This is a genomic window from Pseudomonas putida, assembly GCF_016406145.1.
Taxonomy (GTDB): Bacteria; Pseudomonadota; Gammaproteobacteria; order Pseudomonadales; family Pseudomonadaceae; genus Aquipseudomonas; species Aquipseudomonas putida_E.
Window position 1 is genome coordinate 2,093,043 of sequence record NZ_CP066306.1, and the last position, 17,246, is coordinate 2,110,288.

Annotated in this window: 10 protein-coding genes; 3 read left to right on the forward strand and 7 right to left on the reverse strand. The window is 60.7% G+C overall.

The features are described from left to right. Positions 1 to 414, reverse strand: a complete 414-nt coding sequence (locus JET17_RS09560; RefSeq protein ID WP_003251427.1) for an NADH-quinone oxidoreductase subunit A — start codon at positions 412 to 414, stop codon at positions 1 to 3. A 657-nt stretch (positions 415 to 1,071) separates the two neighbouring features. Between JET17_RS09560 and JET17_RS09565 the strand changes: the two genes are divergently transcribed. Then, a complete protein-coding gene (locus tag JET17_RS09565; RefSeq protein WP_012313770.1) occupies positions 1,072 to 2,097 on the forward strand; it encodes a helix-turn-helix domain-containing protein in 1,026 nt (341 codons plus the stop codon). Between the two features lie 57 nt (positions 2,098 to 2,154). On the opposite strand, the gene JET17_RS09570 is transcribed toward JET17_RS09565, so the two are convergent. Further along, positions 2,155 to 3,264 carry a hypothetical protein gene (locus JET17_RS09570; RefSeq protein WP_012313771.1) on the reverse strand — a complete coding sequence of 370 codons (1,110 nt, stop codon included), beginning with the start codon at positions 3,262 to 3,264 and terminating at the stop codon, positions 2,155 to 2,157. Between the two features lie 245 nt (positions 3,265 to 3,509). On the opposite strand from JET17_RS09570, the gene JET17_RS09575 reads away from it, so the two are divergent. Next, entirely contained in the window at positions 3,510 to 5,276 is a 1,767-nt protein-coding gene (locus JET17_RS09575; protein WP_012313772.1) for a S8/S53 family peptidase, read from the forward strand. A 56-nt stretch (positions 5,277 to 5,332) separates the two neighbouring features. Here JET17_RS09575 and JET17_RS09580 read toward each other — a convergent pair whose 3' ends face one another. The 5 genes from JET17_RS09580 to JET17_RS09600 form a co-directional block, all read right to left on the reverse strand. Beyond that, positions 5,333 to 7,246: a tyrosine-protein phosphatase gene (locus JET17_RS09580; RefSeq protein ID WP_012313773.1), complete on the reverse strand. Its 1,914-nt coding sequence runs from the start codon at positions 7,244 to 7,246 to the stop codon at positions 5,333 to 5,335. Positions 7,247 to 7,418: 172 nt separating this feature from the next. After that, the gene (locus JET17_RS09585) at positions 7,419 to 7,883 is read right to left on the reverse strand and encodes a DUF1348 family protein (protein WP_012313774.1); all 465 of its coding nucleotides are present in this window, start codon (positions 7,881 to 7,883) and stop codon (positions 7,419 to 7,421) included. Between the two features lie 123 nt (positions 7,884 to 8,006). Continuing rightward, positions 8,007 to 9,188, reverse strand: a complete 1,182-nt coding sequence (locus JET17_RS09590) for an MFS transporter (RefSeq protein WP_012313775.1) — start codon at positions 9,186 to 9,188, stop codon at positions 8,007 to 8,009. 75 nt (positions 9,189 to 9,263) lie between these two features. Continuing rightward, positions 9,264 to 10,067: a 2,5-didehydrogluconate reductase DkgB gene (gene dkgB, locus JET17_RS09595; RefSeq protein WP_012313776.1), complete on the reverse strand. Its 804-nt coding sequence runs from the start codon at positions 10,065 to 10,067 to the stop codon at positions 9,264 to 9,266. 198 nt (positions 10,068 to 10,265) lie between these two features. After that, positions 10,266 to 11,843: a hypothetical protein gene (locus tag JET17_RS09600; RefSeq protein ID WP_012313777.1), complete on the reverse strand. Its 1,578-nt coding sequence runs from the start codon at positions 11,841 to 11,843 to the stop codon at positions 10,266 to 10,268. Between the two features lie 151 nt (positions 11,844 to 11,994). On the opposite strand from JET17_RS09600, the gene JET17_RS09605 reads away from it, so the two are divergent. Further along, entirely contained in the window at positions 11,995 to 17,229 is a 5,235-nt protein-coding gene (locus tag JET17_RS09605; protein WP_012313778.1) for an NEL-type E3 ubiquitin ligase domain-containing protein, read from the forward strand. Positions 17,230 to 17,246: the final 17 nt, after the last annotated feature.

A 17,246-nucleotide genomic window follows, 5' to 3' on the forward strand; every position in this document is an offset into this window, starting at 1 on the left:
TCATTGTTTCAGCTTCGCTTGCCGCTTGCGACGACCTTCGGGAGCCCAATCAAGTGCCCCGACGCGCCAAAGGTAGACAAGACCTGCCAACAGAATTGCTATGAAAACGAGCGCTTCGACGAATCCGGTCCAGCCGCTTTCGCGGACGGACACAGACCATGCAAAGAGAAAGAGGGCTTCGATATCGAAGATCACGAACAGCATCGCGACCAGATAGAATTTGGCGGAAAGGCGCAGGCGGGCGCTGCCGACGGGCAGCATGCCGGATTCGAAGGGTTCGTTCTTGGCGCGGCCCCAGGCCTTGCTACCGAGCAGGCTGGACAGGCCGAGCATGAAGGCGCACAGGCCGACGACACCCAGGAGGAAGATGGCAAAGCCCCAGTTGTGGGCGATGAGTCCTGCCGAATCGGACATGCTAGAGATCCTTATACAGAGACCCAGCTCTGCAGTCTGAAATAAGTAGAGCGGCGACGTGGTGTCGCAGGTGCAGTGACCAAATGTCGCAGCTGAATCAATCGCGCTGATTTTATGGGTAAACCCGGTGCAAGTAAAATTTCTGTCGCAAATTTATTCGTAGGATTAAGAACAAAACACGCTCGTAACTGGCTGAAAGCCCTGAAATTCGGGGATTGGGCCTGGTTTTGTCAATTATGTTTCTTGTGGGTGGTAACAGATTGTAATTTTAGTAATGATAATTAATAGCGTTTGGCTGGAGCCGATAAGAGTTAATGAGATTGAGCCTTGTTAAGTTCATGGGCTGTTGCCCCCCTCTTGCAATTGCGCTCTGGCCTCGTTCTATCAGTGTTTGACACTGCCTGCACCGCTCTGGGTCAATGTTTTTCGAGTGCCCCCTGATGTGCACACGGGGCAGTGGCGGGTGAAGAGGTCGGGGCTGTGGCTTGCCCGTGCATATGAATGGAAAGCGGCGACACCGATGCAATTGTCCATAGCCGGTGGCTGGGTTGATCCTCGCTACCGGGCTGGTTCAAGCATAGTCCGGATCCTGGGGATTGCCGGGGGATGTTCGGGGGCGTCGGTGTGGCGAAAGCGGGCGTCATACCTGAGTAATGAATGACTGCTAGCGTGCCGGTCCCCCCGCAGCAAAAGGAGAGCCATCAGGTGCACCCCGCCACGCCTCGCAAGCCCTTCTTGCTCCGTAGCGCCGACATGCACAGCGACGATTTCGGCGCCTTGTTCACGCAGCTCTACGGCAACCTGTATGCCGACATGGCGCCACTGGGCGAGTGTATTTCCATCGGCGGTGTATATGGCCGCTTCGAGAGCATGAGCGTAAGGCGCCTGCACTACCACGGCGACTTTCGCATCGTCCTGCCCACCCCGCAGGACGAGATCACTTTTGTGCTACCTACTGCGGGCAAGATCATCTTCGACCATCGCGGCGAGTCGATCGGCGGCGCGCAGGTCGGGCTGGCTGTCGACAAGCTCGAGATACGCTCGGTACGCATTGCCGATGGTCATGCCCAGTGTGGCATGTCGATTCGCCGGGGCGTATTCGCCGAGCGCCTGTCGGCACTGCTGGAGCGGCCCTTGGTGGCCCCCATTCGTTTTGCGCCGGTAGTGGACCTCAACGCGCCAGGTTTCCAGGGCATCCGTGCCTTGCTCGAGCTGGCCACGGGCACTGAGTTCGATCAATTGATCAATACGGGCCTGTTGATGCCGCTGCGGTTGCAGGAAATGCTGGTCGACGCGTTGCTGGAAACCTGGCCGCACAATTACCGCGAAGCGCTGCACAGGCCAGCCCCCTTGCTTGCACCGCGCCATGTGAAACTGGCCATGGCCTATATCCGTGAGCATCCCGCCAGCCTGAGCAGTAGCAGTGAGTTGGCGGGCTTGGCCAATGTCAGCGTGCGGGCGTTACAGGAGGGCTTTCGCCGGTTTGCGGGCACTTCGATAGTCGGGTATCAGCGGCAGGTGCGGCTGGAGCAGGCGCGTCAGGTGCTGGCAAGCGAGCAGGGTGCTTCGGTGGAACAGGTGGCGTTACGTTTCGGTTTCACCAATGCCGGGCGGTTTGCCCAGTATTTTCAAGAGGCGTTTGGGTTGCGCCCGGCGCAGGTCAGGCGTAGGCATGACGCATGACCTGCGGTAAGGGGCCTACCTGCGAATCAGATAATGTGTTGGATGCCATGGATGCGCTTAGGGGAACGTGATCTTGCTGTAGGCAAATTCGTTTTTACCTCGCTTGATACCTGCTTCGGAGGTTTTCACCTCAACGCGGTCATCGTCGTGAACCACCAGAACTTGTTTGGCTCCCAGCACTTCTACGCCGCCGGGCTGGTTGCTGAACATCAGGGGGCTGCCATCCTTTTGGTTCACCAGCTGTGGGGTGCCCGGTTTACCTGCCGTGAAAGGTATTGCCCAAAGAACCCCGCCCGTTTCGATACCATTGTTGCCCGCACCCTCTGCGGATGGCGTTTCAAAGCTGGTGACCGCATACAGTCGGTCTTTATTGAAACGGTCATATTCGATGCCAGTTAGCGCAAGTGGGTGCCCTTGCGCTTCCAGGTTGAAGTTCTGAATCGATTTGAACCCGTCCACGAGCTCCATCCGTGCATCGTTGAACTTCACATGCGCCGAGATGAGCAGAAAAGCAGGGTTAGAAGTCGCACTGCTATTCCCATGCTTGCTGATGCCGACGATCAACTGGCCGTCTGTATCTTTCTCCCGCCCCGGTTCGCTTGGGGCCATGGTGATGCCTTCGACTTGAAAGTAGGGGGACCCTATGACTTCACCAATCTGTTTACGCAACATGATCGAGCTTTTGATCCCGCCTCGTGTCGATTGCGCCAGGACTTTTGCGGTATTCGGGTCATTTACCGGCCAGTAAACAAGGGTGTTGAGTGCGTCTTTACTTGGATCCTGCTCGGTGCCGACCTTATTGAAGGCGGTGCTGGCGATAATGTATTGGCCATCCAGCGTCGTGGTCATGGCTTCGTATTTATCTGCTTTTTCCAGCACACTACCTTTGAGAACTTCGGGATTACCACTGATAGTTCCCCCGACAAAATCAAATGTGAAAATGGCCGGATCACCAATGGCTGGCAAGCCTTTATCGTTGGCGAAAACCAGTTTTCCATCGGTTTTGACCACCGCTGATACATCGCAGTCTACGGCGGTGTCAGTTGCATGGCACAGTGCGGTGTGGTGTTCGACGGCTTCAATACGTCCAGGCAGTTCGGCGGCCGGCGCGTGGGGTACTGCAATAAAGAGTCCGGCAACTAACGTGATGATTGCTGGCTTTTCCATGAGCGCTGTCCTTTTGTGGTGGGAAGTACTGCGCGGAGAAGCGTAATAGAAGGGTCAGAAGCGGAAAACTGTCATTTTTGGCAGTAGCTGTTCGACATTATCGCTATTGAATGACCTGGCATTTTTGCCAGTAGGCACATTGAAGCTCAGCCTTTAGGGTCTTGTTTCATTGTCAATGCGTCAGCACGGACGGGCTCAAAGCCTGCGCAACTAGTGGCTGATGTTGGCGAAACGGGAACATGGATATGGGCACGTTCAAGAAGCGTCTGTTTGCGTTGTTGGTCATACCGTGGTTCATGGCTGCCGAGCCTGCAAGCGCGTTACACATTGAAAGCCTGGCACCTTGCGAAAGCTGGTCCGGCGGCGAGCCGCAAACATGGTGCATGCAGGTCAGCGGCATGAAGGGACACCCTGTCAGGGTCGTGTTCAATGGCAGTGTCCTGCCCACCAGCGCAGTCAGTCGGCAAGGGGCGACGCTGCGTTTTAACCTCGCGCAGGGGCAAAAGGTCAGTGGTCCGGTTTGGGTGTCTCAAGGACGGCGTAGCAGCAATGCTGTCTGGCTTACCTTGCGGCCAAGCCGCGTGCAGTCCGTGAGCCGCGAGCATCAAGTCCGGCTCTCTGACCGCGTGGTGACAGCTCTGGATCTGGTCAGCCTGATCTTTCATGAAGGGGTCGACGGCGCGGCACAAGCGCAGCGGATGGCCCGCCAGTACGGCGTGGAAATCGTCGGTGCGATTGCGCCGTTAAACGTCTTCCAGGTGCGCCTACCCGTCAGTGATCTGGCCGCACGGGATGCCCTGGTGGCTGCATTGAAGACCGACCCTGTGATTGTCGGTGTGGTCGTGGAGGATGACAACCCTGAAGTGCCACGAGACCCCGATCGGGTGGTGGAACCTGCAGATGAGGACGGTTGGGTCGCCAACCGGTTCTTCCCGGCTGTCGACTTGTATCGGCAGTACGTTGCTAGCGCGTCTTCAAACCCGAATCCGGGTGCCGTGGTAATAGGGGTGGTGGAGAAGGCAGTCAATTTCGATACCCCCGACTTCGTAAGCTACCTCAGGCCATGCAGCATGGAGCAGACTTGCCTTTATGCGCGGCACAGCCCACAAGCAAGGCATGGAACATTGGTCACTGGGCTGCTGGCAGCAGGCCGGCAGCCAGTCGACCATCTGGGCTTTCTGAGCCAGTTGGGGGACGCAGGTGGACGCTTCAAAATCATTGTGGACCGCGGCTCACTCGCCGGCGTGACAGGTCGTGTAGCGGCATCGGTCAACATGGTGGAGGATGGCGCGCACGTGCTCAATTGGAGTTGGGGCATCCACCGCATGGGTACGACCAATCTGCGAGGTGAGCGTGTCGAAACCAATGTGCGGTCTGACTTGGCCTTCAAAGGCTATGAGCAGTTGTTGACGCGATTCTTCAGGTGGCTCGAACGCAACCACCCCAATGTTGTGGTCGTCAACTCTTCCGGTAACAGTTTTTCTACCACCGATGAGCATTTGCCAGCAGGTTTGCAATCGCAACAGCTGCTGGTTGTCGGCGCGCACCAACGTACCAGGCAGGATGCAAACATACGTGAACCGCGCTTCGTGACTATGCGTGATTCCTCCAATATCGGGCAGCGCGTCGATATCACCGCCGCCGCATGCCCCCAACGCCCTACGAGCCGCAGCCGTACAGAAGGCAGGGGGGCCTGTGGTACTTCCTATGCCGCTGCGTTGGTGACCGGTACGGTGGCCGCCATGCTGGCGGTAGATCCTGCGCTGGAGCCCAGGCAGATACGGGCACTGTTGCGCAGAAGCGCCTTGCCGCTGGCGGCCCGAGATGAAGCGCAACGCCGGGGTATTGATCTGACCTCTGCGCTCACACCCGCCGAGCACGCGTTGGCAGCAGGCAGCGAGGCAGAGGTGTATGCACGGCTCAATATGGAGGGGGCCTTGGCACTTGTCATCAAGGATCGGGGCGGTGCCGCTGTGGTTGAAAAGCATGCTGCAAAGCCGTCAGTGCTGTGAAGCATAGGCGGGAGCAAAATGCAGCAATGGGGCCCGCACAGCAGCGTCGGTAACTGTCAGAACGCGTATCTGGCCTTGAGGCTGCCACTAGCCCCGTGGCTGTCACCACCGCCCAATGCTGACAGATCGGCGCCAACACTCAGCGCGCCAAGGTTGGCCATCAGGCTCACGCCAGCGTTGAACTGGTCACGATCGTCGAAGGCGGCTCGCTGTTCGATGTCCAGCCCCAGCAAGTGGCCCTCGCTTTCCACCTCGTGGTCGCCCAGTGCATGCTCATAGCCCACTTGCACGCTGGGTACCAGTTGCCAACGGCCCATGGCAAACGGCACGAAAGACGCCTTGAGATTGGCGGTCGCGCTACGGCGCGTCTGCTGCAGGTTGTCCACCTCTAGCGCCAGTTCGCTGCCTTTTTCGGTAAACCCGGCCACGTCCACGCGACTTATGCGTACACCCAGGCTCGGTTCCAGCACCACGCGGTTTGTGTTCAGGCGATAGCCCATGGCCAGGCTGGCACCGGCCAGGGTACCGTGGCTGTCGCCCTTGGCCGTACCCAGGCCACCTGTCAGATCACGCCTGCTGGAATAGTCGAGGTAGCCGGCGCTGGCATCTGTGTCGATGAACAGGCCTTGTTCCAGGCCGCCCGGAGCGAAACGGGCGCCCAGGCTCAGGAACGTCAGGTCCGTGTCAACCTCGCCGCCTGCGCCGCCAACGTTACCGCTGCTGTAGCCGAAACCTGCGTGGGCGCTGAGCTGCTCGGAGAAACGCTGTGTCATGCCGATCATCAGGCCTTGGCTGTGTTCGTTGCTGCTGGCGACACTGGACGAGCCGTCGGTGCCCAGATAACCGGCCAGGGTGCTGCTCCACAGGCGCGACTGGCCAACCTTCAGGTCGGTACCGTCGGCGAAAGGTGCTGCGGCGCTGTCGATCATGACGCCCAGGCGCAGCAGGTAGCTGGCGGCATCGGCATGAACCTGGCCACCCACAGTGGACTCCACGCCGCCCAGCGTGCCGGCATCGATGGCCGACTGCAGGTAGTAGTTGTAGGCGCTGTAGGTGCCTGACAGCGACGTGTCCTGCAGTTGGCGCAGCAGTTGCGCGCCTGCTGCGGCGTTACCGACCAGGCCAGCTTCACCGGGTAGCGTGCCGTAACGCACCATTTTGCCGCGCAGCACATAGATCGTTTCCTGGGTAAGCCCCAGGCCTTGCTTGAGGTAGTTGTCCATGCTGCCATATGCGGCCGTAACTTCATCCAGGCCGGCCTGCAGGTAACTGGCCTCTACGCCCAGCAGTGGGGCGTAGACTTCGGCCATGCTGGCCGGCATGGCTGCCAATGTGGCGGCCACACGGGCGGCGGTGTACTCATTGGTGGCCAGGTAGTTGTTCATGATTGTCGCGTCGTCTACACCGGCGATGCTCAGTAACACGGCGGCGGTCCAGCCCGTACGGTCCTTGCCGGCGGTGCAGTGGAACAATGCGGCGCCGTCGGCACTGGCCAGTTCGTTGAACAGCACCGAGAATTGCCCACGCATGCCGGCATCGCTGACGAAGGCGCGGTTGGTCTCCTGCATCATGGCGCGTGCCTGGGCAGCGCTGGTGAACGAGATGTCGGTGATGTTCGAGCCCGAGGTGGTGCTGCCGATGATGTCGATGTTGGTATAGCTGGCGCCGGCGGGCAGGGTATCGGGCGTGGCGGCGATTTCGCTTGCGGTGCGCAGGTCGTATACATCGCTTATGCCAAGGCCGTTGAGCACGGCAAGGTCGGCGGCAGTCGGGGTCAGGGCATTGGTACGATAGAACACACCGGTGCGCATCACCCCGTCGTGGCTTGTGCCGTAGGCCGATGTGGTGCCGGCGATGTCGCGGAAATTGTCAATGCCAGCCAGGTGCGGCGTATCGAGCGCATCGGCGGCGTGGGCGGCGGAGATTGCGAGTGTGAGCAGGGACAGGGAGCAGAACAGACGTTGCAGCACGGCAGAGGCCTCTGAGGAGTACGTGGTGTGGCTACTCTCCGCGGGCAACATGAAACTGAATGTTACATACCAGGGTGGAACGTAAAAGCCTGCGCGATCTGGCCGGTGCCTGCGTTTTTTGTCTGGCCTTCAGGCCACACTCAGGCTACCGGCCGCTTGGGCCTTCCCGGGGTCAGAGCCCCAGTTCGCTGAGGCCGGGATGGTCGTCCGGGCGACGACCCAAAGGCCAGCGGAACTTGCGGTCCGCTTCGGCAATAGGGTGCTCGTTGATGCTCGAGTGGCGATTGTGCATCAAACCATCGGCGGCGAACTCCCAGTTTTCGTTGCCATAGGCGCGGAACCACTGGCCGCTGTCGTCGTGGTACTCGTAGGCATAGCGCACCGCAATGCGGTTGTCGGTGAATGCCCACAGCTCCTTGATCAGTCGGTACTCCAGTTCATGGTTCCACTTGCGGGTCAGAAAGGCGTGAACCTCGGCACGCCCCCGGGGGAACTCGACACGGTTACGCCATACGGTATCGGGTGTGTATGCCAGCGATACCTTGGCCGCGTCACGGCTGTTCCAGCCATCCTCGGCCAGGCGGACTTTTTCGATGGCGCTTTCGCGGGTAAAGGGAGGCAATGGAGGGCGGGACATGGGGGACTCCTTGGCGGTGGTTAGCGTAGAGGAGAGTACTGCTGCAGCGGCATTGGGGGGAATGGCTGCAACGGGCACTTCATAATTGCGCCCGTTGCAAGAGTGCAGCGCTTACGCCAGTGCCTAAACCGCGGCGCCCAAGGCCTTGTCGACAGCCTTGCCGCGCCCGCCCAGCCATACCAGCACCAGGGCCGTCGCCGCCAGCACGCCGCCGGCCATGGGCACTGCGGCATAGCCCAAGTCCAGGCTGATTACCGTGCCACCCAGTGCCGCGCCAACGGCATTGCCAAGGTTGAATGCGCCGACATTGATCGACGATGCAAGCCCTGGTGCCTCGATGGCGGCAGTCATGACGCGCATCTGCAAGGGCGGCACTACGGCGAAGGTGAACACGCCCCAGACCAGCAGCGCGATGGCCGCACCAATGTGGCTGCCCAGTACCAGCGGCATCAGCAACATGATCAGCGCCAGTGTACCGAGGAAGATGCGCGCAGCGCCGTCCAGCGACCAGTCGGCCAGGCGCCCACCCAGGCTGTTGCCCAGGGTGAAACCGACACCGATCAGCACCAGGCCGAGGGTGATGAAGCTGTCTGAAGCGCCGGTCAGTTCAGCCAGTACCGGTGCTACGTAGGTGTACAGGGTGAACATGGCGCCGGCGCCAAGCACGGTGGTAGCCATCGCCAGCAGCACGTTGGGGCGGGCGATGACCGCCAGCTCTTTGCGCACGTGGGGCACGCTGCCACGCTCACCTTTGGGCAGCGCGTACCACAGGGCGGCCATGGCCAGCAGCCCGAGTGCCGCAGTACCGGCAAAGGCCATGCGCCAGCCGACCTGCTGGCCGACCCAGGTCGCCGCAGGTACGCCGCCGATATTGGCGATGGTCAGGCCCATGAACATCGTTGCCACGGCACTGGCTTGTTTGTCCTTGGGGACCACGCTGGCTGCGACCACTGCGCCCAGGCCGAAGAAGGCACCGTGGTTGAGGCTGGTGACCAGCCGCGAGGCGAGCAATGTGTAGTAGTCCGGCGAGAGTGCCGAGAGCAGGTTGCCGAGGGTAAAGATGGCCATCAGCGCCATCAGTGCGGCGCGTTTGCCAAAGCGGCTGAATAGCAGGGTCATGATCGGTGCGCCGACCATTACGCCGATGGCATAGGCGGTGATCAGCATGCCCGCGCTGGGGATGCTGACATCGACGCCTTGTGCGATCACCGGCAGCAGACCCATCGGTGTGAATTCGGTGGTGCCGATGCCGAAGGCGCCGATAGCCAGGGCAAACAGAACCCGTTTTGGGGAAAGCGTGCTCATCAGGAGCTCCGGTTCAAAGGTCAATGAGCAGTGATACCGGCCACGAACAAGCCGGTATCGACATGCAGTGGGTAATCAGTCCCAGGCGGGCGCCAGGCCATCCGGGCTGACTTCACGGCCATTGCGCTCGAGCGAGGCGATGCGCGCCATGTCGTCGGCATCCAGTCTCAGGCTGCAGGCGAGCAGGTTGCTGGCCAGGTTTTCGCGCTTGGTGGAGGAGGGGATCACTGCGTAACCCAGCTGCATGGCCCAGGCCAGGGCCACCTGGGCGACCGTGGCCTTGTGCTTGGCGGCGATCTCGACCAGCACCGGGTCCTTCAGCACTTTGCCGTAGGCCAGGGTCATGTACGAGGTGACGGTGATGCCCTGATCCTTGAGGTAGGCAGCCAGTTTGGCGTTTTGCAGGTAGGGACTGAGCTCGACCTGGTTGGTGGCGATTTCGCCTTTGCCGACCACCTCGATGGCTTGGCGGGTGAGTTCGATGTTGAAGTTTGACACGCCGATCTGACGGGTCAGGCCGAGTTTTTTGGCTTCGGCCAAAGCTGTCATGTACTCGGCCAGTTCGATGCCCTTGCCTGGGGCTGGCCAGTGGATCAGCAGCAGGTCGACGTGGTCAGTGCGCAGCTTGGCCAGGCTCTCGCGCAAGCTGGGGACCAGTTTGTCAGCGCCATGGTTGTCGACCCAGATCTTGGTGGTGATGAACAGTTCGCTACGCGGTACGCCGCTTTCGGCAATGGCTTGGCCTACCTCGGCTTCGTTCTTGTAGATCTGCGCGGTGTCGATGACGCGGTAGCCCAGCGCCAGGGCGGACTTGACCGAGTCGATGACGGCCTGGCCGGTGAGGCGGTAGGTGCCAAGGCCGAAAGATGGAATGCTCATGGGGCTGCTCCTGCTGAGTGACTGAGGTTGAACCAGAGCTTAGTTGCCCTGCTGCCGACCTCGTTCGAATGGGGAGCAGTGTGGGGGTTTTGCAGGCTTTGATTAAGACGGGACAGTGCCAAGGTCTTTTGACCTGAAATCACGAGTCATCCGTTGGCTCGTGATTCAGGTGCTGTAAAAAACCTGGCTACCTTTGGTTCACGTTGCAATTTGTCCTGGCGCCGACTGCAGCAACCACTGATGGCTCAACCCCGCCAGTTGCTCTTGCAGCGTAGAGGCCAGCCCTGCGCGCCGCACAGCCCGATCCTGGCTGAGCAGCTCGTCAAGCACGTCCAGCAGTTCGCGAGCTTGGGCGGCCGCTGCGCTATTGGTCGTATCGTCCTGCAGCACGCCCTCCTGATAGGTGCGCACGCGCTCTTTCTGGCTGGCCTCTTGAGTCGCGGTCGCCTCGACCAGGGCGTTGTTGGAGAACGCCAGGCGAGTGCTGCTGCGCGATTGGTCGTCGATCGTGTGATAGCTGTAGTTCTGCGTTTTGTTGTCGCGGGTTAGGGTCAGGCCGACGAGCGGATTGAGGCCTTCATGCCAGGCGGCTTTCATGCTTGCCCGTTGCTCCTGCTCCACGGCCAGGTCCGCTGCCGGGCCTTGCAGAGTGGTCGATTGCGAAACCTTGTAGTCGAAGTGGTCCACTTCTTCAGGCCGCATCGGATTGATCTTCTGTTCGGTCTGCGTGATCGAGGCATCGAAGTCGGCAAGGCCGCTCAACAGCAGGCGGCTGGCCGTGCTCTGCGCCAGGTCATGGCCTGCAGGGCGCTTGCTGGTATCGTCCACGCTGTTGAGCTGGCTGAAGGCATCTTTGAACAGTGCCATCAGTTGCGCGTCACCATGGCCGCGCTTTTGTGCAGCGTCGAACTGGACCAGGTAGTTGGCCACGGCTGCCTGACGCTGAGCCTGGCTGCCCAGCAGCGCACCGTCCTGGGTGTCGAGGTTCATCTTGACCGTGCCGTTGGCGCCTTGCAGCGTGAGTTTGCGGGAATCTTCGTTCAGCTGCAGGTCGAAGGTTTGCTGTTCGCCGCTAGCGGTCTGCAATTTGGCATTCAACTGCAAACCGGTGAACAGCGCCGGGTCGAGCTTTACCAGTGCGCCCAGCTGCAGGCTGGGTGGTTCCTGGGTCAGCCCGTTGAGGGCAGCCTGGAAGCTGTTCGCAAGCGCTGCCAAGCCTTTGAGTTCCTCACTGGTCAACGTACCGCCTTGCACGTCGGCATCCACCGCCAGGCCGTTGGTGCTGCTGTAGAGGCCCACCGTCACGGTGGCGCCTGAGCCGGTAGTGAGATTGAAGCTGACGCTGCTGGTTGCGTGTTCGCGCAGCCTGGCCTGCTGCATGGCCAGCAACAACGGGTCGTTTGTCGCGCCATCATCGATCGCCAGCCCGGATTGCGACATACGTTGGCCACCGCTGGCTGCCAGTTGCTCCAGCAGGGCAGCACCGAGCCCCTGGAAGCGCGCTGCCGGGGAGGAGGCCTGAATGGCACTCAGCATGTACATGCTGAGTTTATCGATGCCGTCCTGCTCCCACACATACCGCGTCTGCGCTTCACCGAGGGTACCTTTGGCCGTGTAGGTCTGGGTATCGACGCGGCTTTCTTGCTGGCCAAGGCTTACCACCGTGCTCGGTGATGTCATCGGCGCGTCTGCCGACAGGGTGGTGGGTACCTGAGGCGCACGGGGGGTGATGTGTGCGACGGAGGTCAGGCGCACCACTGAGGTAATCGGGCTCATCGCCAGCTTCCTTTCTGGTCATCAGATGTAACTGTTATCGGCAGCGCTTGCGCAAACGTGAACGTCGGTCACGGCGGCAGGTTGCAATAGTTAACGCAAAAACCTCGTCACGCGGTGGTGCAATCGCGGTTTTACGCCCCAGGAGCCCGCGATGCCAAGTCAGCCGTTCACCGATGACTCCACCAACGCCTTGATTGCCAGCCGCTTGCCCGCCTGGCTGACCGAACTTCCGTCCGACACCCTCCACAGCTTGCACGAGAGCCAGCAGCGACAGCAGCAGCTACAGCATCAGTTGCACGAATGGCTGGCGCGGATCACTCCACTCGATGCATTTGCCGAACCGCTGCTGCAACAAGCTCTGCAGGCGGAGCATCAACTTACCATCGATGTGCGCCGGGCCACGCTACGGCGCAGGACCCTGCAGCGATATCCCTCGCATGTTGCGCAGGTGCCGGATGGGATCAAGGAACAGATTTACCAGCACAGCCTGCTGCAATCGGCGTTGCATAACTTTACCGAGGGTGAAACATTCGCCACCAGCATCATGCAGGGCTCTGCGGTGCTGGATGCAGCAGGGAATGCGTGCGCGCTCTCGGCCAAGGCATTCTTTACCCTGTGCCGCTCGCTCGACCTGGGGGGGCGTTACCAGGCGTACCTGCGCGCGCAGCTGGCACCCGGCGGTGAAGCGGGAAAACAACTGGGCACGCTGATCGAGGCAGGCTATCGCGCGAGCCTTGAGGCGACGCTGCGGCTGGCACTGGTCAATGGTGAAATACCAAGGCATGCCTATGAACATTGTGCCCCGCTGATTGATCTGATCTCTGCTACACCTCCATCGATCCCTGGGCTGCGGCCAATGCAATTGCGTGTGTTCGGTCGGCTTGTGCGAGGCGCAGTGGCGTTCGAGATAACCCATCAGCGTACGACCGGTGACGTGTTCGAGGGAATATTGTGCTGGATCCCTGATGATCCTCAAGGCCCGCTGACCTGGTATACCTCGTGGGCATCGCTGTTCCTGACGGTGGGTAAACAGTTCCGTTTGCCCGGCTACGTCGAATTCTTCCAGCGCTTTATCGGTGAACGCGACCGGGCTGCCTACACCCGTGCCTTGACCGAAGCGCTGAACGATACTGGCGAGGATGTGCCGGTCCAGCTCGATGGACGTTACGCACCAATCGAGCAGCCGTTGTTCGAATACCTGCGCCGGCAACTGATCGACACGCTGCTGGACAACGCCAAAGTGCACGCCATACCCACCGCCGAAGTGGACGCGCAGCAACGCGACAGGCGCCTGCATTTCTACCTCAGCTTTGGCCTGGATGCGTTGGGCCTGGCGAGCTTTGCGCTACCTGCACTTGCCTTGCCATTGCTGGGAATCACCGCGTTGCAGGTGGCTGACGATGTTTACGAGGGCTATGCCGATTGGCGCCTGGGGGACCGGCAGGGTGCGCTGGAGCACATGTACTCCGTAGCGCAAACCGTGGGCATGACGGCCGTCAATGTCGGTGCAGGCGCGGCATCGCACCACCTGATGGAGGGCGCTCGCGTCGAAGACCTGGTGCCGGTGTACACGGATGAGCACACCGTGAAATTGTGCGACCCCAGGCTGCCAGGCTATGCCGTCCAAGACCGAGGAGCCGTCGGCGAGTTGATCAGCCTGCAAGGCACAGAATATGTGCGTACACCCTTGGCCAGCCATTTGACCTACTTGGAGGCTCAAACACAGCAGCGTCGCATCCGCCATCCCGTGCGTCCCAACGGTTATGCACCGCTGCTTGAGGGCAGTGAGGGCGCTGGCTGGCAGCATGAACTGGAGACGCCCCACGAATGGCAGGGCAGCGCTGAGTTGTTTCAGGACCTCGATGCGGGCTGGGCGCACCTCGATGAACAGGCCATACACGCGGTGATGCGGGCAACGGGGTTCAACCAAGATCAACTGCGCCGCTTGCACGTAGACCAGGCACAGGCTCCGGCGCGCTTGCGCGATGCGGTGCAGAGGCAGCAGTTGCACGCTCGGCGGCCCGAGCTGAAAGGGGTGGACTTCGAGCGACAGCTACAGGCTCAGCAGCCCCTGCCCGGCGAAGCGCAAACCCTGCTTCGCCGGGACTTTCCCGGCCTCTCGGTAATGGGCGCGCGTGAGATCATCGAACATGCGCCCGAGGACCAGGTGGAGCATATGCTTGCGCACCAGCGTGTGCCGTTGGCCTTGGCCGAGCAGGCGCGGTGGTACGTGCGCGATACCCGCCTGGACCGCGCCTGTGCGGGCCTGCTTCAAGCCGCAGCAATCAATCGTGACACCGAGCAACTGGCATTGGGCCTGATCGCCGAGCGCGCGCCCTGGCGAGGGGTGCGCATCGAGCTGCGCGGTGACACGCTGTCGGGTGAAATGACTGCGTGGGCCGGAACGCAAGCGGCCAGCGAGGTACTCACCGTGCTTCGAACTGCCCAGGGTTATCAGGCGCTGGATGCGCGCGCAAACCCGTTGCCGTTGGCCAGAGCTGATGACAGCCTGTTCCAGGCCCTGTTGCAGCAGCTCGATCCCTGGCAGAAAAGGATGTTGGGCGATGCCAGCGATTCCCCCGAAGCACTGGCTGAGGCCATGTCGCAGTGGGCCAGCGAAGAGCGCGAGCTCGCCGCTTCAATTTTGCGCATGGCGCCAGTCGGCCTTGGTTTCAGGCCGCCGGTACGGCTGGGCGACGGGCGCCTGGGTTACCCCTTGAGTGGCCGTGGTGAAAGCAGCAATCGCGCGTTGCGTCGGGGTATCCAACGGCTGTTCCCCGATTCCGACGAAAACGCGATGGAGCAGTTTACGCAGAACGCCCGCACGCTTGGGCTGACACCTTGGAATCACTACCTGCGCCTGTGTGAAGAGCTGCGCACGCTTGATCAGGCTTTGGGGTTGTGGCGTCGGCAATCGTCGGGGCCGATTCAGTTGATCCGGCGAGCACGCATGGCTCGGCGGATTCGTCATGCCTGGCAAAGACGCGCTCGCGACGGTGACGGCCATCCTGCGTTGATACTGGAGGGATCTGCCTTGGGCAGCCTGCCCGAACTGCCTGAACGCGTTCACTTCGACCATGTGACTTCACTGGTACTGCGCAATCTTCATCTGACGGCGCTCAGCGAGGGCTGGCTCTCCCGTTTCCCCAATGTACGGCGCCTGGACTTGTCGTCCAACCGGCTGATCTCGATACCTGATACCAGCGCCCTAGAGCAACTGGAGCAGCTCGATCTGCGTAACAATCGCATTGTCGACATCAGTGAAGCGCAGGCCGGCTGGCTACGCGCCAACCCCGCCTGCGCGCGCTTGCAGGGCAACCCACTTTCACCGGCTGCACTCGAGCGGGTTGCCGTCGAGCCTGTAGCAGCCATCCAGCAGGGGGAGGAGGGCAGCGCTCCGTGGCTCGAAGGGCTGACCGAGCGGGAAGCCGCGCCGCGACGCAGGTATTGGCAGGCGCTTGCTCAAGAACAAGGCAGCGAAGAGTTCTTCGCTTTTCTCAGTGCGTTGCTGCATTCCGAGCGCTTTGCCGTAGAACCCCAAGACTTTCGGCGTCGCGTGGGTGAGCTGCTCTATTGCATGTACAACCATGCTCATGTTCGACGGGCAGTATTCCAGCAGGCTGCCGTGCCACGGCGCAGCGTGGACCTCGATGTGCTGCTCGTCAATTTGAAGCTAGCGTTGCGCACAGAAGGCCTGCGTGGTTGGCGCCTTGAGCATGAGTTGCGCGGCCTTGGGCGTGAGTTGTTCAGGCTTGATCAGGTTAACCGCTTTGCTGCACGGCACATCGAAGGTTTGCGCCGGCGCTCTGTGCCATTCAACCCTGGTGAGATCTACCAGGCCTTTCGGGTTCAGCTTGCAGAGCCATTGGGTATTTACGGCCAACCGACTTACCTCAGTTTCAGGCATGTCGAAAGTGTGACCCCAAACGACCTGATAGAAGCCGAGGCAGCCGTATACGAGGCCGAAACAGCCGATGCACTCAGCCTGTTCCTGGCGCAACAGGCGTTCTGGCAGGACCACGTCAAACTCGCTTATGCCGATCAGTTTGCAGCCATACGTCAAACCTACGACGAACGGCGAACTGCACTTTTCAGGGAGGGCGCACAAGACCCGGCCCCGACACGTGCGGCGGAGCAAATTGCAGAGCAACGCAGGGAGGAGGAGGACGCCCTGACCTTGGCGCTGGCCCGCGGCAACTATCGGATGTGGTTTCAGCTCGGACTTGTCCATGGCCCTGGCTCGCGAGCATTTGCGCATCTGTCCAGTCGCCTTGAAGCCAGCCTGGCAATCTGGCGCGGGCTGCCTGGCGACCCTGAGTATGCAGCGCGATCCAATATGGCGGAGCTCCTGCGGGGTTTCTGGCAGTCGCGTTACCACGATGAAGAGCCACCCCTGCGCTCGAGCAAGGAAAGCTGGACTGTCAGTTCGTTACCTGCGCTGCCCATGGGCATCGTGTTCGATCAGGTGCGTAAATTGTCGTTGTGCAACCAGCAGGTTTCGGTCATCGAGCCGGATTTCCTGAGTCGGTTTCCTAATTTGGTAACAATGGACCTATCGGGCAATCGCCTGCGAGCGCTTGATGGACTTGAGCATTTGCCGCACCTGCGCAGTGTGAACCTTGGGGGTAACATGCTCGATACAGTGGTGGGCCTGGAGTACTTGACCGAACTGGTCGAGCTGGACCTCAGTGGCAATCAGCTCGATGACCTCCCCGCCGGGCTAGAGCAGTTGGCCCGCCTGACGCATCTCGATCTCTCCTTCAATCAGATCGCGGTCCTGGATGATCGGGTAGGGCAACTGGTCAGCCTTGAAAACCTGCAATTGAGCGGCAACCTCCTGAGTGCTGTACCGAGCAGTGTCGGCAACCTTGCGCAGTTGAGCACTCTGAACGTCGGCTCGAATCGCTTGCTCACCATCCCGGAAAATCTGAATTACTTGGGTAGACTGACCCAGTTGCACCTGCAGAACAATTTCATCACCCTCGACGCGCAATCCCAACTGCGGCTGGAGTGGTTTCCCAGGCTTGAAATTCTCAACCTTGACGCGAACCCGTTGGGGGTGGCGCCGCAGTTACGCTACAACGTTCATCTTCACTACGTATCGTTGTGTGCAACAGGCCTGCGCCGTCTTCCTTTGACGTTGTTGCAGCGTTACCCGGAGTTGGTCTTGGACTTGCGTGGCAATCGCATCGGGGCGTTGAGCGAGGAGGCGTTGATCTGGGTCGAAGCGCACCCGCACAGGGTCAACCTCGAGCAGAATCAGCTGAGTGAGACGGTCATGGAGCGCGTGCGTGAAGCACTGGCTCGGCTGCGGGCCGAATGGGAGCGAGCTGCTGCGCCGCAGCCGGGAACAGGAAGCAGAAGGTCTCAGAACCGCAGGGGCTGAGAAGCGGTGTAGCCAGA